Genomic DNA, 25,805 nt, shown 5'->3' with positions numbered 1-25,805 from the left:
GCGCCCTAATAGTTACTTCTTCTTATCGAGTTTTGGTTTGATCTGGCTGTCAATGATCTTTTGCAGATCCTTTTGCAAAGCATCGAAAGTGGACTGTACGTCCTCGCCTTGCGCGATCTTGTCTAAAGCGGCACCAATCTTTTGACCGCCTCCCGAGACATAAGCGCGGGCAGCATCTTGAGCTTTGGTCTTGGGTAGCTGATCGAGAGCGGTCTGGAAGTTCGGGTGTTCTTTGATATAGGACTTAGTTTCATCCGAGTCAACCGCAGAGGTTCTTACCGGCATATACCCGGTAGCCTGCGAGAACTTTACAGTGTTCTCGGTATTGGTGAGGAAGGCAATGAACTTGGCAGCCGCCTCTTGATTCTTAGAGTTAGCGGGGATTGCTAGGCCGCACCCACCGGTAGATACCCCGGGTACGCCCTCGGGAGTAGGTAGAAAAGCGGTACCTACGTTAACTTTTCCGTCTTCCTCAACACCTTGCAGTGAGCCGGTAGATTCCAGCATTGCGGCTGCTTGTCCGGTAGTGAACGGAACAGTCGCATCTTTTGTGGCTTTAAAGTAATCGTTCTTGAACTCGTCTTGCAGGAACTTGCCAGCAGCCACGCCTTTTTCATCGGCAACATTGACGGTCAGATCTTTGGAATAGGAACCGCCCATCGACCAGATCATGCCCTGGAAGTACCAATCCAAGTAGTTGGATCCGTCAGGAATGGACAGGGGGAGCACTCCGGAGGCCTTTAGCTTAGGCGCGAAATCCTTATTCCATTCCTCCCAGGTCTTAGGGCCGCGGTCGGGAAGTCCCGCTTTCTTGAAGAGGTCTTTGTTGTAGTAGAAAAGGGGAGTTGAACGCGCATAGGGAACCGCGTAGTGCTTGCCATCAATGGTGTATTCATCGTAAAGCGACTTTACGTAGTCATCGGGGTTTGCATCCACCTTTTTCATCAAGTCATCTAGGGGAGCAAAATTATCGTTTAGTGCGAAGTTGTACCAGGTTACGTCGGAAGCAACCACCACGTCCGGGGTTTGTCCACCGGTGAGGGCGGCGTTGAACTTTTGCGCGACTTCCTCGTAATCTTTTCCGGCGTCGGTGAGCTTAATCTTGATATTGGGGTTTTCCTTTTCGAAAGCGGCAATAATCTCTTTCTCGGTATCTTTGGAGTTAGCCGGGTGGTTAGACCAAACATCCAGGGTTACCTTACCTTTCGGGTCATTTTGCTCGACCGATCCCGAGGAGGAAGTGCCGGCGCATCCCGACAGCACCAGGGATGCAACTGCGGCTCCGGTCAGGAGCAGTTTCCGTGTGCGATTCATTTTTACCTTTCTGCTTGTTCGGGTCAGCCCTTAACTGCCCCGGTAGTAAGTCCCTTGATCATGTTCTTCTGCAATATGAAAAACACGATCAAGAGGGGAATCACAGCTAGCACCGTGCCAGCCATGACCGGGCCCCAATTGGTGAGACCCTCGTTGTTTTGAAGGAAAGTCAATCCGATTTGAATAGGAGCGGTACGTTCGTCCTCTGACATTAGGAATGGCCACAGGTATTCGTTCCAATCGTTAACGATGGTGATCAGGGCGAATGCGGATAAAGTTGGCCAGGACATCGGTAACACTACTCGCCTCAGCAGCTTTAGGGGGCCGGCGCCATCCATGCGAGCTGCTTCGATCACTTCAGTAGGCAGCGACAGGAAGTGGTTACGCATGAGGAAGGTACCGAAAGCGGTACCGGCCAGGGGCAAGATGATCCCGGCAAAGGTATTGCGCATGTTCATACCCGCGATTAGCGAATAGTTTGAAATTACGGTGATCTGGTTAGGTACCAGTAAGGAGGCGATAATCAAGATGAAAACCAGGTTGCGGCCGGGGAAGCGCAGTAGCGCTAAGGCATAAGCTGAAAGCACCCCCAGTAGGATTTTCACCGCTGAGAGTGCGATGGTAATAATCAACGAGTTCCGTAGGTAGGTGAGCAAGGGAATCTCACTGCTTACTGCCCGGTAGTTCTCCGTGGTAAAGGGGTTGGCGATATAGGTTGCCGGATGAGTGTAAATATCGCCTTGAGTTTTAAATGAGGTCAGCACGATCCAATAAATCGGGATCATGATTCCCAGAAAGGCGATTAGCATCGCGATATAACCGATTATTTTGAATGCGACTGAGGTAGTCACCGTGTCTTCGCGGACATACTCTTCCGCTTTCTGTTTGCGGAAAGCCAGTTTTTTACTCATTGGTTATCCCTGTCCATAACTCGCACCTGCAGCAGGGTGATCACCAGCAGTATTAAAAACATAATGGTGGCCACGGTGGCTCCATATCCTGCTCGGGAGTTGACGAATGTTTCCTGGTAGATTTGGTAAACCATCGTGGTGGTGCCGGTACCCTGCGGGCCGCCGTGGGTCATCACATTGATAATGTCGAATACTTGCATTGAGTTGAGAAGTACGGTGATCGACAAGAAGAACGTAGTAGGACGTAGCTGTGGTAACAGGACTTTAGTGAAACGTCGCCACGGGGAGGCTCCATCTATCTCCGCCGCCTCGTCCAGATCTATCCGCCTAGCTTGGAGGGCAGCCAGATAGATTACGAAGGTGTAGCCCAGATTCTTCCAAATGTAAGTCACGGTCACCATGAATAGCGCCCATTTGGGGTGTTGGTAGAAGTCGGGGATAGCGGTGAACCCGAGACGAGTCATGAGGTCTTGGATGAGGCCGACGCTGGGGTCGAAAACGAATTGAAAAGCCACTCCAATGGCGGCTCCGGAAATAATATAGGGCGCGAAAACCACGGAGCGGACTAGGTTACGTCCGAAGAGCTTTTGATCCAGGATCATCGCCATAACCAGACCCAGGACTAGCGATCCAACTACGGTGGCGAAGGTAAAAATCACCGTATTTAGTACGATACGCACGGTGGAATCAGCCTGAAACCATTCAATATAATTTGCCAGTCCAATAAAGGTGGCCTGGGGAGAGGAAATGTTCCAGTCCATAAAAGACAGGCGGATATTGTCTACCAGTGGCCGGTAGGTAAAAACCATCAGCAATATCAGGTTGGGGATAAGTAACGCTGCTGCTAGCCAGCCTTCGTTCCGGTCTGGACGGTCAGAGCGTTTCGCCGGCTTCGCGGGATTTTTTCCTGCTTTGGGGGGTACCGGGGGAGAGGACGGTGGGGAAACAGAGCCGGCCCGCTTAACGTTTTCAGTTGACACGTCTCATTGATAAGCCACCAGTATTAACTGTCAGGAACTAAAAGTTTAGGAGTAGGCGTCCAAGTAATAAACGTTTTATGACTGAAAAGTTAATGGCCGATGACTCCTGCGCTTTTATCTTGCCGAGCTTGCTGCTTTAAGACATGAAGTTTTCCGAACCGAGCTGCTGGCTGCGTTAGACTGGGGGCATGCTTTTATCTGACCGTGACATTGCCAAACTGTGTGACAGTGGGGAAATTGAGATTGATCCTTACGACCCGCAGATGATACAGCCGGCCTCTATTGATGTGCGCCTAGATCGTTACTTCCGCCTCTTTGATAACCATAAATACTCGGTGATCGATCCGGCTTTACCTCAAGATGACTTAACTCACCTGGTAGATGTGGGGCAGAGCGCGCCTTTCGTACTGCATCCCGGAGAGTTCGTGTTGGGGTCAACCTTGGAGCGGGTGCGACTAGCAGAGAATCTGGCTGCCCGGCTGGAAGGCAAGTCTTCTCTAGGTCGCCTGGGCTTACTCACTCACTCCACTGCCGGTTTTATTGATCCCGGTTTTAACGGTCACGTCACCTTGGAGCTATCGAATACCGCTACTATGCCGATCCTGCTCTACCCCGGTATGAAAATTGGTCAATTATGTTTCTTCCAATTATCGTCCTCAGCCGAAAAACCCTACGGTTCTAGGGAGCGAGGATCTCGCTACCAGGGTCAACGCGGCCCCACCGCCTCTCGCTCTTACCTGGGCTTTAACCGTAGTGAAGTGCCGGAAATGGACGAAATGCAGTGAGTGAGAGCCCGCTTACGGACACCTCGACCTTCGCGCGAATAGACACCGGAAAAATTCGCGCAGTCAGGATAACCGAGCAGGGATTAGAAACCCAAAAACAAGTGGCCGCTATTAACCCGGGAGCATCCTATATGCGCTCTCGGGGATTGTTGCCAGCTAGCGAGTTTACCCAAGCCGGTTGCCCACAGCTGGTAGTTTTCCCTGCAGAAGTTACCCCGGATGAAGTGGAAGCACTAGTGGTTTCGCTTTGGGAGGACGCGGGATGGCTCGCTCCCGGCAGATTACGGCTTAGCGGACAGGCAGAACTTGCCGGCCCTTTCCAGCTTGACCAGTCAGTCCGCGAAGCCTTGAACCTTCCTGCGTATAGTGAGATTGCCTTCCGCTTGGACTGTCCGCCCATGCGTTCTGGACAGCTAGCGGAAGAACTGCGCGGAGTTGACCTACTTAGTGATGCTTTTGCTGCTAGTGAGCCCATCGGGTTGGAATTTGAAGCACTCAGCGGCTTGTTGGCTATCTGCCGGCGCCTCGGGGGGAGCCTGCGGGTGGGTGCGGGTAGTAGCGCCAAAGACGCTCCGGCTCAGATCCTTTCCCCCGACCCGGACTCAGCGGTTAATCTGGCGGTGTACTCGCCCTATTGGATAGAAAAAACCAGTATTCAAGAACTGCTAAAGCCAGTATTGGGAGAGTTAAGTCTAGACCCGGGATCCCGCGAACGCCCTAGTCGCTCTCAGCGGCGCCTGGAGCGAGAAGCTGAATCTTTAGTTACCGCCCAATTGGGCAAAGAGAAACTGGACTGGATAGTGGCAGAGGCCGCCGCCTTTGATCAAGAGATGGGCAACCAACTAACTAATGGTGATGCTTACGCCCTATACGGCTCGCTAGGGATGGGGGCAGATTTCTTCCTCGGGGTGGAAGCAAGTTTGCAGGTGCCGTCGGTGTTACGGTTTCATCCCCATTCAGGGAAACCGTTTGCTATCTACCAGCTGCAATGGTTAGGGCAGCCTCAGGGGAATCGGCGTCTTAACCGGGTAGAACGGGTGGCACGGATGAAAGTGACTCACGCGTTTGAGGACGCAGCCCGCCTATTAGCGGAAGCCGCTGAGGGAACCGTAGTAGACGAAGACTCGTTCTTAGTTACCTGGAACTAGCATCTTTTAGCCCCTTAGCTACTATCAAGGACTACAAGCCAACAGCTGTAAACGCTGACCTGGAGAAAACAGTTCTCTTTTTAATAGCGAGTTTTTTCTACCGGTGACTAGAATTAAACGGTAAATGAGGGGTGTGAAGAAATATATGAATCGTAAAATCCAAGCCGTTCAGCCCAATAGATCCTCCGACGTCTTGCAAGTATTATCCGGACTGCTAATGGTGCTATTCGTGGCAGTAATGTCAGTAACCATCATCGGGACTGCGCTGCCAACTATGATGTCGGCGCTGCATGGCACCGAATCTCAATACACCTGGATAGTTACGGCCATGATGCTGGCCTCCACGGTGGCAACCCCGGTTTCGGGAAAACTGGCCGATATGTACGATTCGAAGAAACTCTTGATGGGGGCAATCGGGCTGTTTACTTTAGGATCCCTGCTTTCAGGGGCGGTTACCGAGGCTTGGCAACTGATTTTCACCCGCATTGTCCAGGGGTTAGGAATGGGGGCGATTATGTCGCTCACCCAAGTGGTTATGGCGCTGATTATTCCGCCTCGTGAACGCGGTCGCTATAACGGCTATATTGGCGCGGTCATGGCCATCTCCAATATCTCTGGCCCGTTGGTGGGAGGATTTATTGTGGCTACCCCGTGGCTGGGGTGGCGTTGGTGTCTTTGGGTTTCGGTTCCGTTTTCCCTGGCCGCCATGGCGGTGCTTTGGCGTTTCTTGAAAGTTCCGGCTGCGCAAATCTCGAAACCCCGCATTGATTTTTTGGGTACCGCGCTGATAACTGCGGCGGTATCAGCATCCTTGATTTGGCTATCCCTAGCTGGAAAAACCTTCGCTTTTGCCTCCTGGCAAACCGCAGTAATGCTGACTTTAGCGGTACTATTCCTGGTGGCCTTCGTGCTTTGGGAGCTGCACTTCCCAGAACCGGTGATACCGATGTGGATGTTTACCAAGCGCACCACCTTGCTGGCAATCCTCGGGTCAATCTCGGTAGGAACTGCGCTTAATGCCCCGCCGCTGTTTTTCACTCAGTTCTTCCAAATCGCTAAAGGTATGAATCCGGCACTCGCGGGGATGGCGCTGCTGCCGGGTATGGTAGGTACCTTTATCGCCTCTACTTTGATCGGGTTATTGGTTTCGCGAATAGGGCGCTGGAAACGTTTCGTGGTCGGCGGTTTCGTGGTGATGTGTGTGGGGATTTTCTTCATCACCCTGATTGATAAAAACAGCCCCTACTGGTTTAGTGCGCTGGGTATGTTCTTGCTGGGAGCTGGACAAGGCGCCAGTATGCAAAACCTGGTGCTCGCGGTACAAAACGGAGTGAAATTACGCGATATGGGGGCCGCTACCTCGACAGTTACTTTCTGCCGTTCTATGGGCGGCGCGATCGGGATACAAATCTGCGGTTTCGTGTTCACTTGGGAAATTGCGCGTGCGGTCAGCTCTGGGATGGCAAAGCTAGGGAAGAAAGGTGCCGCTATGGCGGATCTATCTACCCTGGAACTGGATAAACTGCCAGCTGCGCAGCAACAGGTTGTCCGAGATGCCTATGCGAGCGCACTAGGAGATATTTTTGTGCCACTACTGGTACTGTCCCTGATCGGCTTAGTCTGCGTCTGCCTCATGAAAGGTAGCGAGCTGATTTCGGAATATGCCGAGCATGAAGCCCAAAGGCCTCAAGCGACGGAACGGGAACGAGAACTGGTACGCCGCGCCCTTGAGAAGGATCAGGTAAGTCGGGAGCTTGCGCAACTTAAGCAGCAAAAAGATTCAGCTAAGACCGAAGATGATTCCCCTGATAAGAGTGAAGACCAGGATCATCTTCGAAAGAGCAACTAGGATTTGGGAACAGATAATGTCCACCTAGGGTAGGTTAGTAGTAACTATCGAAGTGGAAAGGCGAACCATGGATATTGGCTGGAAAGTAGCAAGTGCCGCCAGCTTGGCGGGTGCGGGTTTGATCGCTAATCTGGCGATAAACACCGGTTGGAAACTAGTTACCGGGCACAAACCTCCGCAAGATGGGGAGGAAGCAGCCCAGTCCTCGTTGCTAGAGGTAGTGCTGTTTGCCGCTATTTCGGGAGTGGCCGTCACCCTTATCCAGCGTGCCGCGATGCGTCGCACAAATAGCTGGTATGGAGGGCGTCATAAAGACGTCCTCGACCTAGGTAACTAACTTCCCTAGGACACCTTTTCCCGGTTCAGGCTAGTGGTGTAGAGGCAACAGATTTACCGGTGATAGGCTCTAGGAGACCGTAACGACAGGGGAGCCGAATAGGCTGAGAGTGTCCCGGTGGACAGACCCTCGCACCTGAACCAGGTAATGCTGGCGCAGGAAGTCGAGTCTCTTACTTGCGCCCGCAAGTCCCCTCCTGACAAATGGAGGGAAAAATGCGCAAACTCGCGCGCTTTACCGCATGCCTAGCCGTTGGAGCCTTGGCTCTGGGGCTAAGTGGCTGTGGAAACGATAAAAGTTCTACCCCCACCAAGGGTGATAGCAATACGGTAACTATGGTTACCAATGGTAGCTGGACGCTAGGAAAAGATTCTTTGACGAAAGCTAAGGCCGCTACCGGACAGGAAATTAAGCTGGTCAATGGGGAAGAATCGGGCACCCTCGATTCCAAGTTGATCCTGCGTAAAGACTCTCCGTTAGGAGATATGGCGGTGGGATTGACCGCCAATAACGTGGTGAAGGTTGCCAAGGCCGGGGTGATTGCGCCCTCTACAGTAAAGGTCCCGTCCTCGGCGGAAAAGTATTTGATTAAGGAAGCAGAGGGGGCGCTGCCCTTAGACCGCTCCGATGTGTGCGCCAACTACGATATTGCCTACTTCAAAAATCACAATCTGAAAGTACCAGAAAACTTTGATGACCTGCTGAAACCAGAATATAAAGGCTTGACCGTAATCGAAAATCCCGCCAAATCTGATACTGGCTTGGGGATGCTTTTGGCAACGGTGCAGGAAAAGGGGAAAGACGGTTTCGTTAACTATTGGAAAGACTTGATGGCTAATGAAACCAAAGCGGTAAACACTTGGGACGAAGCCTATAACCAAGAATTCACCCAGGGGGAAGGGAAAGGGAAATTCCCGATCGTAATGTCTTATTCTTCTTCCCCCTATTGGTCGGTTTCCGAGGACGGCAGTTCGGCTCCGACTGCCAATATCGCCGGCACCTGCTATCCGGCGGTCGAATATGGGGTGGTGCTGAAAGGCGCGAAGAACGCCGCTGGCGCAGAAAAGGTGTTGGACTGGCTATACAGTGAAGAAGGCCAGAGCGCCATTATGAATGAAAACATTACCTACCCCATTGATGAACAAGTAAAACTAGATCCGAAGCTGGAGAAGTTCGCGCCCCGGCCTGAAAATGACAAACAACTAGATCCGGCGCAGATTGAGCAAAACCGCGGTGAGTGGATTCGCCAGGTGCAGGCGGTAATAGGATAACCCTTCATGAGCCCTACCTTTGCTCGTACTTGGCCGCTAGGACGAGTGTTTCTCGTCCTAGCGGCCGGTATCCCGCTCGTCTTTTTAGGGATCTGTTTTTTCTATCCGGTATTGGCTCTTGCCTGGCTGGGGGTAGGCCAAGCCGGGGAAACCGGATATTTTTCAACTTTAGGGCGAGTGCTATCCGATAGCCTCACTTGGAGGGCAATCCGGGACACTTTAATCCTGGCATTGGGGGGAACTTTCTTTTCTACCCTGGTGGGTCTACCACTGGCCTGGGTGTTGTACTGTTTAGATTTTCGTTTTCGAACTGTCTTGCGCACGTTAGTAACCATCCCGTTTGTGCTACCTACCATCGGGGTGGCGGCAGCATTCAAGGCGCTCCTGGCCGAGGACGGCTGGCTAGCCGGGTTAGGTCTGGACGGCACCTTTGGAGCCGTTATTTTAGCGATGGTTTTCTATAATGTTTCCCTGGTAGTCCGGACTGTAGGGCCGGTCTGGGCGCGTATCGATCAGCGTGCCTACCAGGCAGCGCGCACCTTAGGAGCTACCCGGACTCGTGCGTTCTTTACAGTCACCATGCAGCAGCTGCTGGGGGCTATTGCCTCTGCCGCCTCCCTAGTTTTCTTGTATTGTTCTTCGTCCTATTCACTGGTAATGGTTTTAGGAGGCATCGGGGTAGCTACTTTAGAAAGCCAGATTTACCAAACCACCTCGGTGGATTTAGATTTGGCGGCTGCGGCAGTCTTGGCATTGCTGCAGGTAGTGATAGTGGCGGTGGCGCTAGTTGGATCGCAGTATTTTCAAAGTAAGGCGCGTGTCGGGGTAAAACTCGCTACCGTCGAGAACTCAAAACCCGCTCGTGGCCGCCAGCGCCTGGCGATTTGGGGAGCTACCGCGGTGATTGCGCTGTTGATAGTGGCGCCAATGGCGCAGGTAGTGACGCGTTCATTTCGCCGGCGCGGTCAGTGGACGCTGCAAAACTATCTTGACCTGACCCGCCCGGATGCCTCGATATTGGTCGAGCAACCGGTAATCAATTCTCTGGGGGTTTCCCTGCGGGCGGCGTTCATCGGGGCGATTGTATCCACCCTGTTGGGAGCTTTGGTGGCTGCCGTAACCAGTCGCCACTATCGCAATCCTCACCTTTCTCGTGCCGCCGAGATCTTTGATTCCCTAAACATGCTGCCACTGGGGGTATCTAGTGTGGTGATCGGCCTGGGATTCTTGATCACCCTTGCCGCTCCCCCCTGGAACCTGGCTGACAGTCCCTTTCTACTGCCAATAGCGCAAGCCTTGGGAGCTTCCCCACTGGTTATCCGGTTAATGCGCCCCATGCTACAAACTGTTAACCCTAAGCAAAGACAGGCGGCTGCTACTCTGGGGGCGACTCCTTCCCGGATATTTTTAACCATAGATGGCCCATATATTTGGGGAGCGCTAGTCGTGGCTTTTGGTTTTGCCTTCGCAGTTTGTTTTGGTGAGTTTGGGGCGGCCTCCTTCCTGGTGATGCCAGAGTCCTTAACTTTGCCGGTGACGATTTATAAACTCTCGGGCAGCGCGGGACCCGCTGAAAATGGGATGGCGATGGCCGCGGCGGTTATCCTCTGTTTAACCTGTTCCCTGGTAATGAGCGCAGTAGAAGCGCTGCGAAGAAGAAAAGTTGGTGAATACTGATGGACGGCTTAACTGTTTCCCAGGTGCGGGTGCAATATGGGCAGGTGCAAGCGGTAACAGATCTTAGTATCGAGGTTCCCGCAGGTACGGTAACCGCGCTCCTGGGGCCTTCGGGATGCGGTAAATCTTCGTTATTGCGGGCGATTGCGGGACTGGAACCTTTAACGGCAGGCACTATTTCTTGGCGCGGACGCAATATGGAACAGGTGCCGGTACACCAGCGCCGCTTCGGAATGTTATTCCAAGATGGACAACTGTTTCCCAGTCGCAATGTAAGCGGCAATATTGCCTATGGGATTGCGCATCTTCCTAAAGCGCAAAGGCAAGAAAAAGTTTCAGAACTGCTTGACAGTGTAGGTTTAGGGGGGTATCAAGATCGCACTATTGATACTCTTTCGGGCGGGCAAGCCCAGCGGGTGGCGCTAGCGCGGTCTTTGGCGCCTGAACCTGAACTGCTGTTGCTGGATGAGCCCTTATCTGCCCTAGATCGGGCGCTGCGCGAAGAATTGGTGATTACTTTGCGTAACCTTATTCGGAGCCTGCAATTGACGGTTGTTTATGTAACCCATGATCAAGATGAAGCATTTTCCCTGGCAGACCAGATTGTAATTATGGATGAAGGGAAAATCTTGGCGGTAAATTGTGCTGAGGAAATCTGGACTCATCCCGGTTCTAAAGCTGCAGCTGTTTTCCTGGGGTATCGTCCTTTCCTTAGCGCTGAGGCCGCCGCGCAGTTTGGGATAGAGATTCCGGAGGGATCGCAACTGGCAATAGCGCCAGGAGGATTGAAAATGTGTCCCGCGGGGCAAGGGATTGCGGCTACTGCCCGGGATTTGCGGGTGCGACGCGGAAAATACTTGGCTGAAGTCTCTTGGCGCCTGGGCAGCGAAGAATATAGCGGACAGGCAGAGGCAGGATTGGGAATTCACCTATCTAAGAAACAGTCTCAGCAGAAGGTGGGGTTAAAGGTTCAGCGAGATGAAACCTGTATAGTACCTAGCGGCCTGAAGCCACCTGGCCGGTACACAGGGCAGATATTTTAGGGTCGGCGATCGCGCTGGTAACGGTGATTGCGCTCGTGGCTTGGGGATCTTCTAGACACTTCTTAAGATAGTCTGACGCGGGTTTTCCGCGATCGATTTGCCCGGTATCGATTACCCGGATAACTTTTTCTGCTCCTTTTAGTTGGCAGGATACCCGATTGAATTGCACCTGGTAGGAACTGCCAGAACCATTGGTATCCCTTACGCGGATGCAAGAATCAATCGGGACAGTAAAACCGGGTTCCGCAGCGTTCATGGGGTTGGCGGCTCCACGACTTACGCTTTGATTTTCCCCGACTTGCCGCCCCCAAGTTTGCAATCCCGCCGGAGCCAGGATTTGTAGCTTCTTGTCTTTTATGGATTCTAAAAAGCTGTTGTCTGCAGGGCTCACGCTCCATAGCTCAATGCCATCAGCAGTGGATACGGCTTTAAGCAGTCCCTCCTCAGTGGTGTAAAGCAAAACGTCCTGGTGTAGACGCATTTGTTTTACTTTCTCGCTAAAGGACCAGAGCTCTTTCCCATTCTTTCGTGAATAGCAGCTCAGCTGGTTGTTGCTGGAAACATACAGAGAATTGGTTGTTGGGAGCACTTGGGTTCCTTCTCCCAGTTTCATTTCGGTTTCGTCAAATAGGGTGCGAAGGGACCGTAACTTTTCCCAATCCATGCGGAAAAGCTTTCCTCCCTTTTGCACCAGGTCTAATAGCTGCCCAGAGTTGTCGGTGGGAACTGTAGTTCCCTGCGGGAGGGTAGTGATATGGGTGCGTTGCGGCTGAATAAATAGGGAGTGGGTGCAGCCATCTGCAGGGCTGAGCGCCCAAGCAGTATCGTCAGCGTTACGGATCAATCTGCCGGGACTGGCAGCCTGAATCTGGTTAGTTTCGGGATCCACCAAATAGTTGATTCCTTTATGCCCGATAACCCAGAGGGTATCGGAGAAAGTCTCAAAAGTTTCTGGTGCTTGCTCCGTAGGTTTACCGTCAAGGTTGCAATTACCAGGATCTGGCTGTAGCTGCGGGTCGGATGCTTTCTGGGAAACTAATCCTTCCGCTAGCTGTTCGCCTTGATCCGATAGGCGTAGGAGGGAAAGATCTTCCCCAACGAGGACGATCTGGGCTCCTTGGGTAGCGATATTGGCATAGGAATCGGTAGATTCCCATATCCAGCGGGCAGTCCCCATTTTCAAATCCACTATTGCTATCCCCGAACCATTACCCGAATGATAAAGACACGGTAGTTGGCGATGGTCTCCATCGGCGCCTCCGAGTGTTTGCTGAGCGCAGGCAGCTAAGGGGGCTCCTAAGTTTACCGACCAAGAAGAGGTTCCATCGGCGGCTAATTGCAGGATCACGCCACTACCATCGCCAGTGACACCGGCACCAATGCGGTAATCTCCATAGGTTACTGGGCGAATGGAAGATTGTTGTCCCCATAGAGGAATAAAGGACGCAATCTCATAGTCTTGAGCCCGGAAATCCTCTTGCAGTACCGGTTGAACCTTAAAATAACCAGTTGATTGTGCTTGCCTGGAGGTGTAACGCCACCATAAGAAGGTTCCACCACCGATTATCGCCAATAACGCGAGAGTGAGAATTACTATGACCAGCCGGAAAAGCCGGCGTTTGATGCGCCTGGAGCCAGCCACTGCATCCTTCCTTCCGCTAACTTCAAATCAACTTAGTTAAGTCTAACCCGCACTGGTTGTTTCTCGGTCATGGCGTGGCGGATATGCCGGTTAGCGAACAAGTCGGAGGGGGATAATCCCAAATAATCAGGACATTATCTAAGAGGGAAGGCCAGGTTAAAATGTAATTAATACTGATAGCTGTCCGGAAACAGGCTGCCGTGGCAGTCAAATAGGTTCGCAAGTTTCCTATTTATGGTTAGAATAAAGTTATAAGTTTGGGTCTAAAAGAATAGGTAAAGCTGAGGCAAAACATGCATGTAGATCCCGGTGGGCAGGCAGATCAGCGCGTGGCGGTAATTATTCCCGCAAAAGATGAGGCCGAGCGTATTGGGATGACTGTTAGAGCAGTAAAAGCGCTACCATTTGTCGACCTGGACTTAATCGTAGTGGTAGATGATGGTTCCTCAGATGATACTCGCGAAGTGGCCAGACAAGCCGGGGCGGTAACCGTCCGTCACACCGTAAATCGCGGCAAAGCTTCCTCCATGGAAACTGGCGCCAAGGTGGTAGCGATGCGGGCTATCAAAGGAGAAAGACCACCACTGTTATTATTTTTAGACGCTGATCTGGCTGATAGCGCTGCTGAAGCGGCTCCGCTAATCGAGCCCGTTATTACCGGAGAGGCCGACTGCACTATTGCGGTTTTACCTAAGCCGGCTGGGGCAGGCGGTCACGGGTTTGTACTGGGCTTATCCAGATGGGCAATTAGACGTACTACCGGGTGGAATCCACAGGCTCCTCTGTCGGGGCAACGCTGTCTAACCACCGCTGCTTTCCAAGCCGCCCTCCCCCTGGCTGCCGGCTGGGGAGTCGAAACAGATATGACGATTAGTCTGCTTAGTGCAGGTTTTTCGGTTAAAGAGGTGCCGGTAAACTTTACCCACCGGGTTAGCCGGCGGGATTTCAAATCCCAGATGCATCGCCTGCACCAGTTTATTGACGTGGCGAAAGCCCTAGGCAGGCTGCGCGCCCGCCGGGTACATGTTAAGCCCCATAAGTTCTTAGAGGCAGCGGTCAAACAACAACCCGGCAGAGTCTATCGAGCTAAGCCCCGCGAAGTTCCGGGTAAAGACGCAAAGAGTGCCGAACAGTAAGCCAAAGCAGTAAGTAACAGTCCCGTGGCGGGTAGCTGAGTACCGGAATCATTGAGTAAATACGCGAATAACTGGTTGATCCCGATTGCTAACAGCGTGATCCTCAGGGTGCTTTCTTTCTTTGCCAGCGGGGTTTCTCCCAGCTGAGGACGCACGCGTGCAAATAACCAGTTGGCAAAGGTTGCTAAATCTCGCAGATAGCTGCGACCGCGCTGCCAGTATTTCTGACTGCCTTCCTCCTGGTTTGACCTGGTAGACAGGGGAGTAGCAGCCAGATTATCGGGAAGGAAAAGATTCGTCGGCATCGGGGTTAGTGACAGCGCGGGTAATACTAGGATTACGAAAACTAATAGGCAGCACAGTAGTGACCAAACGTAGGTTATTGATCCCCAACTGGCCAGGTTAGCTAGGAGTTTCCGGGTAATAATCACCTGAAGGTCGCCGTTAATAACAGACTGCACAAAGTTTCCTAGATGCGTCCTTTGGGAGGCTGGCCGCATCCAGTCGGCAAATGCCAGTCCAACGGAAGCTCCGGTCGCCACCATGAGCACCACGAGCATCCGCTTTATTCCTATCCGTTTTCCGTTAAGCAAGAGCACCAGTACTAAGAAGCCAGGCAAGAAGGAGATCGGCCCTCCGAAATCGGCGCCAAAACGCGGGAGGCCATCTACCACCATAAAAGCTATCCCTAAGAAGGCGATAAATAGGTTAGCTAACCAGACTGGTAGTCGTGAATTTCTTTTACCCCCGAAAGCTGCGGGGCGCCCCAGGGAGGTAACACATCCGCATAGCAGCAATATCCAGATCGCACATACTGAGTAATAAACATTTCCAAACCCAAAAAAGCGGGCTCCTAACAGAGAAAACGACCCGAAGGGCGAATCCATGGAAATGTGGGAACCGGTGGCGACATCTAAACAAATGAAAAAGGTACTAAAAGCGGCAATCACCAACGCCGGTCCAATGGGGCGATCACGCCAGGGGCCAGTGCAGGCAACTAGAGCTAGTAAAGTAGCAATCAAGATGCTTACGGAAGTGAAAAAGCTAGTGGGCGCTTCAGCTTCCCACCACGGTAACATGGCAGCTCCCAGGCAAGCAGCGGGTAAGGAAGCCACCGCTAGGCAAAGGAACTGTCCGAGCATGCCGAGTTGAATCTGCAAATGAGGACGCCGCGGATTCGGTCTTATGACTAGCAAAGAAACCAGGGATAAGGCTAGCACTAGCAAAGCGCCCGCAGCGAAGGCAACGAATTTGCTTGGCGGAAGTCCCAGGCGCGCATAGCTAGCATCGGCGCGCTGGGAAGTACTCACTAGACGTTCTAAGCGGTCAGCACTAGTAGCCGCATTAGCACTAATCATTAGGGGAGAACCTGAGGTACTCAGTTTGGGGTCGCGAGCCCCTAACCAGTCCAGAACCGTGGTCGGTAAATCCGCAGTTTGGGCAATCCCCATCTGGTGGGTAGAGGGAGAATAGATGATCCCCTCTGAGATTCCCTTCCCGTAGACTATAGCGGCTTGTAAACCTTGCTGGGCAGAATCGGGGTTAGCTGATACCACCAGGGCGCGGGTATTTTCTGGCAACGCCGCTAAGGTGTGCTTGAGGGCGGTAATCTGTTTTTCCTGTTGGGCTAGGTTGATACGATCCGGTAGCTTTCCTCGCAGATCCGGATAGGTAGCTACCGTAGGAAACAGCCGGTGATTTTGTTTTCGGGTCTGGGTTAGGTAGTCCGGATCTAGTCCGGGGTCTTGACTTAGCACCGTGGAAAGATCTACCAAGTGTAAGGCGCCTGGAGCAAAAGTACTGTCAGAATCGCCGAATAATCCCACAGAGGATGCGGGAGTTGGATTTACCTGCGGGTTCATTTCGGAGCGGCGCAGATTATTCCTATCTTGCAGCTGGTGCCGGGCATTTTTTGAGTCAGTAACTAGCGTTCCCGCTTGCAAAGAGTTTCCCGAGAGGGAACCACCATTTTGCAATAGCCAAATCGGATCCCAAATATCCGATTTTTCCAATTGTGATTTTCCGGTGGCAGGATCCAGGAAGTAGAAGATATCTTGCTGCTGTGCACCTACCTCGCGGCTTAGCCGATCCGGATTAAGGTTTTGGGATCCAGCTTGCACATCGATCAGGGTCAGAGCGTGAGAGGAAACCATACTCTGTACTGCCTGAGCATAGCCGGGAGCCAGGGGATCAATATCGCTTACCTCTCCGCGGATAATTCCTTCGGGATCTGCTAGCGCCAAAGCGGCACTATTTCCGATAGCTCCTGCAGAGATTTGCGCCTCCCGCAGCTGCTCAGCAAATACTCCAGGCTTGGCTGCAAAGGAGCTAGCAATAGCTGAACGCTGGTAGTAATCCCACATCTGTACCCGTTTACCGTCACTCAAAGGCTCTGGCTCCAGGCAAAGGTTCCGGCCCGCCAGCGAATATCGAGACAAGGGGCGGCCAGCAGAAAAGGTTAACCAAGCATCCTGGGGACAAGCCATAGCCTTAAAAGGGTAGGGGGCTAAGGTAAATAGAGCCCCGCTTCTAACTGCCGAGGAACGGTGTGCCAGTTCCGGCTGTGCTGCCACTAGGTCTTCCCAGGAAAGACCCGAAGTGAAAACCACCGCCACTTTGGTATCTGCGGATTGGGATAAGGCATCGATCTTGGTGGCCGGGGCATCGGGACTTACTCCAAAGATCCCGAGTATTCCGGCGCACCCCAGGGATAGTGCCCCCAGCACTGCAACTACTGAAACCGCTCGAAAATGCGAACTCGAACGCGAAGCGCAGGGCGAAGCAACAAGTGGAGAGGCATAAGTCAAAAATGCCACAGCTAAAGGAGCGAGGAAAAGTAGGGCACAGATCAGAGCCGAAACTCCTGCCCACAGCCACAAGCCAGTGAATAAGGCTAGCGCCGTTACCGCAGTTATTGCTCGGCATTTAACCCGGTTTCGACGCCAGAAAGTATCTATAGGCGGTAAGGAGGCAAGCGCGCAAACCACGGCTAGTAGGATGCAGCTAAGCGTCAAGGCGGCGGCTTCGGCAGATAGTTGCCACAAGAAGGGGCCGTCTAAAACGCTATACCCCAAAGGGGTTCCCACTTGTGTATATTCAGCCTGTTTGCGCGTCCAGAGAATAATCCCCAAGGTGAAGCCGCTCGTAGCTATCCCTGCCCCGCGCGCCAGTTGGGCAGGAGAAAAAGCGAAAGACTGTCGCAGCGCCGAAACTAAAAGCGCTAACAGGGCGGTAAAAAGTGACGCAACTAGAGCTATCGCGCCGCCAGCCCAGGCGGGCGATACTGTCCAGTCAGCACCTAATAGATAGTAGAGGCAGAAAGAAGCAGGAGAAAGGAAGGCAGCGAAAACTGCAGCGGCGCTCAGGGGAATTCGGATGCGGAGCCGCTTTAGCTGTCCGCGCTTCCTGCTCCCCAGATATCCTCCAAAACTCAAGAAGAGACAGCAAGTAATAGCCAGATAAAGCCAGATTTTAACGTCGAGGTTGACAGTAGAAAGTTGAACCTGGTTTTGTAAATAATCTAAACGCTGTTGCAGGTCTTTTTCTGCGGAACTGCTGGCAGTATTGTCTAAGTTTATTAACGATTGTGACTGCCCGGGCAGACTGTGAGCACTTAGCGCCCTTCCTCGGTTTCCGTCAGGCACCGGCAGGGAGAAATGCGAAAGAATCTGAGCGTTAGTATCGGCTAAAGTGCTTAGACCGGCAGCGTTGGTGCTCGCGGAGGTGGCTAGGCCGGTACCGCTAGCTGGGGAATAACTCAGCAAATAGGGCGCAGTGTTTTTTGCATCGGCCACTAGGGACAGGGAAATCAGCCCCGACTTGGGGCTCAACCCCGCTAGTGCCCCCTCCAACATTGGTAATTGCCGTTCAGGTTGGGACAGTGTACTTAGATCTACTACGGTGAGCCCGCCCTCGGCAATACTCGCTTTCACTTTGGCCGTCAGTTCCGGGACGGATTCTGGTAGTGCGGCATAATTTTTCACGGAGCCGTTACCGTGAGCCAATAATAAGCCGGCCTGGGAGCCGATTGCACGCGTTTTAATCCCGAAGGCTTCTAAAACGCCTGCTAATTGTCCCGGGCTTGCCTGCTGAGTTTCTTGCCAGTAACTTGCGTCAATTCCCGCTATTTTCCCGGCCGCTACCGCAGCTCTAGGGCAGGGGCGCGTCAAGTGGGCAGGATAGCCATTTTGTATGGTTAGCACGGACTCGCTAAGGCATCCCGAGGTATTTAGAGTGCCGACTGCGCCCGCCGAGGCATATTTTTTTAGCTGCGGGTATTTCTCGAATTGGGGGGTCATTTTTTGCCAGGAAAGATCCCGAGTTAGCACTAGCAGTAGGGGATCCCTAACCCGCGGGGTGGTATAGGTATCCAGACTAGGGTAGTAGAGACGTTGCTGTTGCGTTAGAGCTTTAGGGGCGGGTTCTGGTTCCCAAGTAGTTGCCGCCGCTGGCTCTACCGGTAATACCAGTAATGTAAAGAAAAAACTAAACAGGAGGGCGCAACCTAAACGGGAAAGATGCCTTACTGTTTTCACCACAGCCATATTCTACGGTCTCGATAAGGGTTAAGGGCATTTTTCCTAGTATCGTGAAAATAGTTGATAAAGGAAGCGGAGATGAATACTGCAGTTACTAACTATGCGTTCTTAGGGCCGGTAGGCACTTTTTGTCACCAGGCATTGCTACAAGTGGCACCGGTTGATGCCCAGGTGATCCCCTGTGCCGGGGAACGCCTCGCTATGGATAAGGTGCGGGAGGGTAAAGCGGAGCGGGCAGTGGTGCCTATCGAAAACTCCATTGAAGGAGGCGTGAGCGCCACCTTGGATTCCCTGGGATGGGACAAACGCCTGCAAATAGTAGCGGAAATGATTGTCCCGGTAGGGTTCACTTTAGCGGTGCGGGAAGGGACGCAGCTTTCCGATATCACCCGAATCGGCACCCATTCTCACGCCTGGGCGCAATGCCGCAACTGGGTAGCCGACCATCTGCCGGGGGCGGTTCATGTGGCCACCACTTCCACGGCGGAATCAGCGCGGATGCTTTCTGAGGGCAATGCGGGTTTCCAAGCGGTGCTAGCCTCGGCGGCGGCAGTAACCACCTATGGGCTTACGCCTCTTTACGAGGACGTAGCCGACAATCCCGGAGCAGTTACCCGTTTCGTGGAAGTGGCGAATCCCGGTCAGGTACCCCAGCCCTGCGGAGCCGATAAAACTACTATCCAAGTACGTCTACCTAATGATTATCGTTCGGGGGCGCTGCTAGAAATGCTGCAACAGTTTTCGGCACGAGGAATCAACTTGAGCCGTATCGAGTCGCGGCCCCTTGCCGGGCATCCGGGACGGTACGTGTTCAGTATTGATCTGGATGGACACGTTAGGGAAGAGCGAGTGCAATCCGCACTGCGGGGGCTGTATCGGATCAGTGAAGACTTACGATTTTTAGGTTCCTATGCGCGCGCCGACCAGGTGCGAAATGATCATGCTCCCCGCACGGGAGACGGTGATTTTCAGCGTGCCCGGGGCTGGGTGGATTCGATTTTACAAAAGTAGGTAGGTCACGAGTTCGCGATTATGGGCTATGCAGACCCTTTGGAGTTTCCTAGGGGATGCGTACTACTACTGCTCCGCGATCTAAAGATGCGGAAATCTCCCGGTAACTGCCCACCGTATCGCCATCGACTTGAATCATCCGCGGCTCCCCATGCACTTTGGCGCTGGCTGTCCGGGTGCGGATCACATCGGTTTTGGATACCAATCCGGCGGTGAGTTTTTTAACCCCTAAAGTGTCGCGGAATATTCCGCTGATTACCTCTAAAAACCCAATTAATCCGCCGCGTACACTCAGCATTAATATTTCTAACCAGCCATCATGCGGGTTAGCCTCCGGCAAGAGGGGGATGCCTCCCACTAGCTCCCCGCAGGAAGCAAACAGTAGGGTATTGACTTTCCGAGTACGTGGGTGCGACTGGTCTCCAAAAGCAACATCCATAGTGATCGGGGGTTTATTTGAAGCGGCGATCCCGGAAACGACATAGGCACCCCAGCCGATCGATTCTTTAAGTTTGCTAGAGACTCGGTTCATCACTTCTGCGTCATAGCCGATCCCGGCCATGACCAGAAATGGAAACTCCTCTTCAGTTTCAGTTTTCAAAATCCCCAAATCAACGCCGGTGTTCTTACCGGTAAACGCAATTTCACAGGCACGGGGTAAAGAATCAATTGGGATATTGAGATTGCGGGCTAACAGATTCCCCGTTCCCAGCGGCAAAATCCCGAGCGGAATCCGGCTTTCGGATAATGTAGCTGCGATAATCCGTAAAGTGCCGTCGCCGCCGGCAGAAATAACCAGCCCAGCTTCTTGCCGGATCGCTTCTTTAGCTTGGTTAGCCCCTAACGAATCCTGGTCGGTTTCCAAGAACACCGGTTCCTCGTAACCGGTGGCCTGGGCGCGCTGGGTAACGACGTGGCGGAATTCATTAAGATCCGCAATCTTCATGGGGTTATAAATCACCACCACCCGTTTTGAAGACTCATTGCTGCAGGTAGTGGTAGGCGCAGCAAATCCTTGTTTAATCGCAATTTTCATTGCCCGGGTTGCAATCCGGCGGGCACTAATCGCCCACGACAAAGCAATAATCCCTAAGGCTAGCGCCGCGATTACCAGAATCCAGAGCACAGTGGTCATAGCTGCTAGTTTAGAACATTTGCAGTGATCTTAAAGCAACGAGGAAGCAAGCTGAGGATTGGCGGGGCGCAACTGACCAATACTGCCAGGCATTCCGCCACCAGTCACTCGATCGGAAAGGCGATATGAGAAGGGATGCCCAGTAACGATATGATAAAAACATGATTGATATTCGTCAGTTGCGTGAGGATCCGCAGCCAGCAAAAGAATCCCTAATTGCCCGCGGGGATGATCCCGCGCGGATCGATGAAGTACTGGCTGCAGATGAACTCCGACTAAAAAAACAGCAAGAATTCGAAGCGATGCGCGCGGAGCAAAAGGCGCTATCTAAGAGCATTGGGCGAGCTGATCCCAGTGAGCGGCCTCAAGTACTTGCCAAAGCTAAAGAACTGGCGGGAAAAGTTAAAGAAGCCGAGGCCGAGGCGGGAGTAGCTTCCACAAAAGCACAGGATCTGCTGGCGGCACTGCCCAATATCATCATTCCCGGGATTCCCTCGGGCGGTGAGGACGACTATGCAGTTCTTGCCCACCGGGGCGCGAAGATTCGCGATTTTGCAGCCGAGGGCATCGAGGTACGTGACCATCTGGAAATCGGGGAGATGCTACAGGCAATCGACGTTAAGCGAGGCGCTAAAGTATCTGGCTCCCGTTTCTACTATCTACGAGGCATCGGGGCGCGCCTGGAACTGGCGCTGCTCACCTGCGCCTGGGATTTGGCAGAGCAGCATGGATTTATCCCCATGACCACTCCCACCATGGTCACTCCCGACACCATGCGCGGAACCGGATTCTTGACCGAGCATTCCGAAGAAATCTACTACCTACCCGCCGATGACCTCTACCTGGTAGGTACCTCCGAGGTCGCCCTCGGTGGTTACCATGGCGGGGAAATCTTGGAACTAGGGGAAGAGCCCTTACGTTATTCCGGCTGGTCAGCATGTTATCGACGGGAGGCAGGCTCCCATGGAAAAGATGTGCGCGGAATTATTCGGGTGCACCAGTTCAACAAGGTAGAGATGTTTTCTTACTGCCTGCCCGAAGTATCGCAGGACGAGCACCAGCGCCTATTGGCATTGGAAGAGGAAATGTTGCAAAAAGTTGAACTGCCATATCGGGTAATCGATACCGCCGCTGGGGACTTGGGAACTTCAGCAGCCCGCAAGTTCGACTGTGAAGCCTGGCTGCCTAGCCAGGAACGCTACCTGGAGCTAACCTCTACCTCCAACTGCACCACCTATCAAGCTCGCCGCTTGGGAATCCGTTACCGCGACGAAAACGGGAAAACCCAACCGGTAGCGACTTTGAACGGCACTTTAGCCTGTACACGTTGGCTGGTAGCTATCCTGGAAAACCATCAGCAAGCGGATGGCTCCGTGTATGTACCGCAGGCGTTGCGTCCCTACCTGGGTGGAAAAGAAATCCTGGAGCCAATTCCGAACGCCTAAATCTGAGCGCAAAGCGTGAAAGGATTAAACCAGGGCGCCCTCGCGCATTCCGAGATAGTGGTTTAAAGGATGGAGAGATTCGATGGCTGATTACCTGCAGTATCCTCAGGGAGATTATGTGCCTCAAGTAGTAGAGCGTGCCCTGGAGAGCTGCCGAAGCTATGGAGAAGATATTGCTACTGCCGCGGTAGTTCCAGAAAATGATCGTGCCCGCGTGCAATTTATTGCCCTCCAAGATGGTCGAATCTGTGGGATCCCCGTTGCTCGCGAAGTACTAAAGCAAGTGCTGGGAGACTATGACTTGCACTTACGAATTGCGGATGGCACCACGGTAGCTGCGGGAACTCCAGTTTTGGAACTGAGCGGTAGTACTCGCGGCCTCTTGGAAGCCAGGGATCTATGTCTGTGGTTCTTATCGCATCTGTCAGGGATTGCAACAAAGACCGCACAGTGGGCACAGGCACTTTCGCAGACGAAACTGGTAGTCAGGGATACTCTCTCGGTTACTCCCGGCTTAGGCGAGCTTGAAAAATATGCGGTTAGAGTGGGGGATGGTATGACTTCTCGCCTCGGTGTCGGCTCTTTCCCGCAGGTAACGGTGGAACATCTGAAACTGGGAACCGGGCTGGGAGACGTTATTAATCACGTACGTACAGCGGCTCAGGGTAAACCGATCGAGGTAGAAATAGATCGCCTGCAAGACCTGGATCCGCTGTTGAAAATGAAGGTTGATCTGGTAGCTCTGCAGGGATTTACCCCTGAACAAGCAACCCTGGCAGCTGATCACCGCCAGACGATTAATCCCGGAACCCTGCTGGAAGTCAGGGGAGATATAGACCTGGAAGACGCCGGTGCTTATGGCGAATCCGGGGTGGATTATCTGGCGGTGCCCGCTCTAACTGACGCGGTTACCCCCCTGCGTCACCAGATGAAATTTGTCTAGTCTTTTTACCTGCCCCAAAGAAAACATCGACAAAGGAGCTGAACAATGTTTTGGTTCGACTCAATCGAACATAACCGTTGGCTGTCTGCCTGTTTGCAGGACTTGCTGGATTACGGGCGTAAATCAGAGGTCAAAACGGGATTTGCCTGCCTAGATCGGAACGGCGAAGTTGACCTAGAACAGCCGATTCAGTTGTATCTTACCGCCCGGATGGTGCACGTGTTTTCTCTTGGGGTGCTGTTGGGGGTGCCCGGATGTCGCCGCCTGGTAGAGCACGGGATTCGTTGCCTCAACCAGTATTTCCGTGACCCCGATAATGGCGGATGGTTCGATGCCATTGAGCATGAACTTGACCAGGATGGAAAGGCGATCCCTTATCAAGGACGTGACGACAAACGTTCCTACTCCCACGCATTTTTACTGTTGGGAGCGGCCTCGGCAACTGCTGCGGATCGTATCGGTGCCCATGAATTGATGCAAGAAGCTATTCGCGATAACGATCTGCACTGGTGGGATCAGGAAGCAGGAATGGTCTGCGAGAGCTTCAATCATGACTATTCTGTCTGCGAAGATTACCGGGGTCTGAACTCTAATATGCATATGGTAGAGGCATATATGCTGGTAGCCCAGGTTACTAATGACAGTAGATGGACGGAGCGGGCTATACGGATTCTAGAGCGAGTTGCCCGGGTATCTCGTGAATATAACTGGCGAATCCCGGAGCATTATGACAGTGACTGGCAGCCGCTACTGGGATATAACCGGGATAATCCGCAGGAAACCCACCGGGCTTACGGCTCTGATGTAGGTCACTCCTTCATGTTCTCGCGTCTAATGTTAGAGGCACGAGCCATGTTGAAAAATACCAACAAAGAAGTACCTGAATGGCTCAGTGAAGCTGCAACCGAAATATTTGAGCGGGCGCGAGAAGATGCCTGGAGGCGTGATGGGGCTCCCGGGTTTGCCTTCACCGTGGATTGGGAAGGCAAACCAATAATCCGCGATCGCCAGGCCTGGGTGCAATTTGAGGCAATCGGTGCGGCAGTCACGATGTTGCGAGCTGCCCAACAAGACGGAGCCTCGGCAGAAGTAGTAGACCATTATGAACATTGCTATCGTGCCTGGCTTGATTTCGCCTATGAGCACTTTCTGGTGCGTGGCGGAAGAATCGTACATCGGCTCTCCCCTGAAAATCAGCCTCTAGACTTAGAGAACCAAAAGTTACGGGACAGTGTTTACCATGCCGTGCAGGCAGTGCTATTGCCCCGTCTGCCTTTGTCTCCGGTATTCGCGATGGCTCTGGCGCAGGGGTTGCTGGATAAACCGCTGCCTGAGGAGCCAAGTCGCAAGAAAAGATTTGGCGGATTTTAGGTCTGGCGGTTAGCAACTGTAACATGGGGCTTGTCCTTACGCTTTAGCGTAGGCCAGGAGAGTTGTCCGAGTGGCCGAAGGAGACGGTCTTGAAAACCGTTATACCCGCAAGGGTATCAAGGGTTCGAATCCCTTACTCTCCGCAAAGTGTTGTTTATCTGCGGTTTTAATAACCAATATTCCCAGTATTCTTAGGCTGCGGGTGGAGCAGAGGTCGCACGCACTATTAGCTCCGTTGGAATCGTCAGATGAAGATTATTGGTTTCCCCCTGCAGCTGCCGGTTAATCAGGTTCACCATTTCCACTCCGGCAGCATAAAAGTCCTGCTTTATGGTAGTAAGCGGTGGGAATGAAAACTCAGATAATTCGATTCCGTCAAAGCCCACTACGGACACATCCTGCGGTACGCGGATCTGTCTTTCGTTTAGCGCTCGGATCAGTCCTAAGGCGACCTCATCGTTGGCGCAAAAAACTGCGGTAACTTCCGGGTTTTTCGCTAGTTGTTTTCCAGCTTCGTAACCAGCGTTTGCTGACCAATCTCCGGGAATTACCGTCGGGATTTCCCGGTTTTCTGCAGCCAGCATTTCACGCCAAATCTCTTCTCGTACCCTCGCAGAGCGTGAATGTTCTGGGCCGCTCACGTGATAAATGGTGCGATGCCCCAAATCTAGTAGATGCCGCATTGCCGCGCGCACCCCTCCTACTTGATCAGCAGAAGCAGATGGGTAAACGTCAACCAGATTGGAATCCGAAGAAGCAACCGGCAAATTTTTGGGGAGAGTGAGCTGCTCGGCATGGGCATCTCCGGCCTGTACAATCACTAATCCGTCAATATCTTCTTGGGAAAGTAGCGACATAGCCTGGTGCATCTGTGGAGTATGAGGATACTCCACCTGCACCAGGCTCACTGAATAGCCTAGTTGGCGAGCTCGGTCGAAAACCCCGTTGGAGGTATGTGCTTCCCCGGTACGTCGGATTTCTTGTGTGAGTAACCCGATAACGCCATAGGAACCGGTGCGCAAAGCACGCGCGGTGCGGTTAGGTTTATATCCGAGGTCGGAAATTGCTTGCAGCACTCGTTCCCGGGTCAATGGTGACACGTTTTGGTGCCCGCGTACCACTCGGGAAACAGTCTGTGCGGATACCGCTGCTTCTCTAGCTACATCGTAGATAGAAGCAGATTTAGTACCGTGTGTCTTATTTCCCGTCACGCGTGAAGCGTACCAGGTGAAAACCTAATTCATTTAGGACTTGCCCGGCTTCTACATG

At 52.8% G+C, this 25,805-nt stretch carries 19 protein-coding genes, 1 tRNA gene and 1 riboswitch; of the genes, 13 read left to right on the top strand and 7 right to left on the bottom strand.

What is annotated here, in order from left to right; translation table 11 throughout:
• Positions 1 to 12 precede the first annotated feature (12 nt).
• From ACZ5BI_RS06730 to ACZ5BI_RS06720, 3 genes are read right to left on the bottom strand one after another with little or no spacing between them, the layout of a single operon-like run.
• On the bottom strand, positions 13 to 1,314 hold the full coding sequence (locus ACZ5BI_RS06730) for an ABC transporter substrate-binding protein (protein ID WP_464895937.1): 1,302 nt from the start codon (positions 1,312 to 1,314) through the stop codon (positions 13 to 15).
• A gap of 23 nt (positions 1,315 to 1,337) precedes the next feature.
• On the bottom strand, positions 1,338 to 2,225 hold the full coding sequence (locus ACZ5BI_RS06725) for a carbohydrate ABC transporter permease (RefSeq protein ID WP_464895936.1): 888 nt from the start codon (positions 2,223 to 2,225) through the stop codon (positions 1,338 to 1,340).
• Positions 2,222 to 3,205 (bottom strand): carbohydrate ABC transporter permease, encoded by a 984-nt coding sequence (locus ACZ5BI_RS06720; protein ID WP_316086131.1) that lies wholly within the window; start codon positions 3,203 to 3,205, stop codon positions 2,222 to 2,224. The genes ACZ5BI_RS06725 and ACZ5BI_RS06720 overlap by 4 nt, the downstream gene beginning before the upstream one ends.
• Positions 3,206 to 3,393: 188 nt before the next feature.
• Between ACZ5BI_RS06720 and dcd the strand changes: the two genes are divergently transcribed.
• The 7 genes from dcd to ACZ5BI_RS06685 all read left to right on the top strand — a co-directional run bounded on the left by dcd (position 3,394) and on the right by ACZ5BI_RS06685 (position 11,315).
• Complete coding sequence (gene dcd, locus ACZ5BI_RS06715; protein WP_464895935.1) at positions 3,394 to 3,990, top strand: dCTP deaminase; 597 nt, start codon at positions 3,394 to 3,396, stop codon at positions 3,988 to 3,990.
• On the top strand, positions 3,987 to 5,138 hold the full coding sequence (locus ACZ5BI_RS06710; RefSeq protein ID WP_464895934.1) for a hypothetical protein: 1,152 nt from the start codon (positions 3,987 to 3,989) through the stop codon (positions 5,136 to 5,138). Before dcd ends, ACZ5BI_RS06710 begins: the two co-directional genes overlap by 4 nt.
• 124 nt (positions 5,139 to 5,262) lie before the next feature.
• Positions 5,263 to 6,987, top strand: coding sequence for an MDR family MFS transporter (locus tag ACZ5BI_RS06705; RefSeq protein ID WP_464895933.1), 1,725 nt, complete (start codon positions 5,263 to 5,265; stop codon positions 6,985 to 6,987).
• A 52-nt stretch (positions 6,988 to 7,039) separates the two neighbouring features.
• Positions 7,040 to 7,324 (top strand): DUF4235 domain-containing protein, encoded by a 285-nt coding sequence (locus ACZ5BI_RS06700; RefSeq protein ID WP_238127811.1) that lies wholly within the window; start codon positions 7,040 to 7,042, stop codon positions 7,322 to 7,324.
• Positions 7,325 to 7,401: 77 nt separating this feature from the next.
• Positions 7,402 to 7,503, top strand: a riboswitch (TPP riboswitch).
• A gap of 36 nt (positions 7,504 to 7,539) precedes the next feature.
• Positions 7,540 to 8,595 (top strand): thiamine ABC transporter substrate-binding protein, encoded by a 1,056-nt coding sequence (locus ACZ5BI_RS06695; protein ID WP_316086119.1) that lies wholly within the window; start codon positions 7,540 to 7,542, stop codon positions 8,593 to 8,595.
• Positions 8,596 to 8,601: 6 nt separating this feature from the next.
• On the top strand, positions 8,602 to 10,272 hold the full coding sequence (locus ACZ5BI_RS06690; RefSeq protein ID WP_464895932.1) for an ABC transporter permease: 1,671 nt from the start codon (positions 8,602 to 8,604) through the stop codon (positions 10,270 to 10,272).
• Entirely contained in the window at positions 10,272 to 11,315 is a 1,044-nt protein-coding gene (locus ACZ5BI_RS06685) for an ABC transporter ATP-binding protein (protein ID WP_464895931.1), read from the top strand. The genes ACZ5BI_RS06690 and ACZ5BI_RS06685 overlap by 1 nt, the downstream gene beginning before the upstream one ends.
• On the opposite strand, the gene ACZ5BI_RS06680 is transcribed toward ACZ5BI_RS06685, so the two are convergent.
• Positions 11,269 to 12,957 carry an outer membrane protein assembly factor BamB family protein gene (locus ACZ5BI_RS06680; RefSeq protein ID WP_316098462.1) on the bottom strand — a complete coding sequence of 563 codons (1,689 nt, stop codon included), beginning with the start codon at positions 12,955 to 12,957 and terminating at the stop codon, positions 11,269 to 11,271. The genes ACZ5BI_RS06685 and ACZ5BI_RS06680 overlap by 47 nt on opposite strands.
• A 293-nt stretch (positions 12,958 to 13,250) precedes the next feature.
• Here ACZ5BI_RS06680 and ACZ5BI_RS06675 point away from each other — a divergent pair, with 293 nt between their 5' ends.
• Positions 13,251 to 14,093, top strand: coding sequence for a glycosyltransferase family 2 protein (locus tag ACZ5BI_RS06675; RefSeq protein WP_278606302.1), 843 nt, complete (start codon positions 13,251 to 13,253; stop codon positions 14,091 to 14,093).
• Here ACZ5BI_RS06675 and ACZ5BI_RS06670 read toward each other — a convergent pair.
• Positions 14,036 to 18,631: a hypothetical protein gene (locus ACZ5BI_RS06670; RefSeq protein ID WP_464895930.1), complete on the bottom strand. Its 4,596-nt coding sequence runs from the start codon at positions 18,629 to 18,631 to the stop codon at positions 14,036 to 14,038. The two genes, ACZ5BI_RS06675 and ACZ5BI_RS06670, sit on opposite strands and share 58 nt — an antisense overlap.
• 78 nt (positions 18,632 to 18,709) lie before the next feature.
• Between ACZ5BI_RS06670 and pheA the strand changes: the two genes are divergently transcribed.
• Positions 18,710 to 19,642: a prephenate dehydratase gene (gene pheA / locus ACZ5BI_RS06665; protein WP_316098406.1), complete on the top strand. Its 933-nt coding sequence runs from the start codon at positions 18,710 to 18,712 to the stop codon at positions 19,640 to 19,642.
• A gap of 49 nt (positions 19,643 to 19,691) precedes the next feature.
• Here the strand turns inward: pheA and ACZ5BI_RS06660 are convergent, their stop codons facing one another.
• On the bottom strand, positions 19,692 to 20,777 hold the full coding sequence (locus ACZ5BI_RS06660; protein ID WP_464895929.1) for a diacylglycerol/lipid kinase family protein: 1,086 nt from the start codon (positions 20,775 to 20,777) through the stop codon (positions 19,692 to 19,694).
• 161 nt (positions 20,778 to 20,938) lie between these two features.
• Between ACZ5BI_RS06660 and serS the strand changes: the two genes are divergently transcribed.
• The 4 genes from serS to ACZ5BI_RS06640 all read left to right on the top strand — a co-directional run bounded on the left by serS (position 20,939) and on the right by ACZ5BI_RS06640 (position 24,679).
• Entirely contained in the window at positions 20,939 to 22,222 is a 1,284-nt protein-coding gene (gene serS / locus ACZ5BI_RS06655) for a serine--tRNA ligase (protein WP_464895928.1), read from the top strand.
• 82 nt (positions 22,223 to 22,304) lie between these two features.
• A complete protein-coding gene (locus tag ACZ5BI_RS06650; RefSeq protein ID WP_464895927.1) occupies positions 22,305 to 23,165 on the top strand; it encodes a nicotinate-nucleotide diphosphorylase in 861 nt (286 codons plus the stop codon).
• Between the two features lie 45 nt (positions 23,166 to 23,210).
• Entirely contained in the window at positions 23,211 to 24,536 is a 1,326-nt protein-coding gene (locus ACZ5BI_RS06645) for an AGE family epimerase/isomerase (RefSeq protein ID WP_464895926.1), read from the top strand.
• A 56-nt stretch (positions 24,537 to 24,592) separates the two neighbouring features.
• Positions 24,593 to 24,679, top strand: a tRNA-Ser gene (locus ACZ5BI_RS06640).
• Positions 24,680 to 24,727: 48 nt separating this feature from the next.
• Here the strand turns inward: ACZ5BI_RS06640 and ACZ5BI_RS06635 are convergent.
• Complete coding sequence (locus tag ACZ5BI_RS06635) at positions 24,728 to 25,747, bottom strand: LacI family DNA-binding transcriptional regulator (protein ID WP_316086482.1); 1,020 nt, start codon at positions 25,745 to 25,747, stop codon at positions 24,728 to 24,730.
• Positions 25,748 to 25,805 lie beyond the last annotated feature (58 nt).

The organism is Varibaculum sp. GTC20041 (genome assembly GCF_055387755.1).
This window is presented reverse-complemented; position numbering and strand designations above follow the sequence as displayed.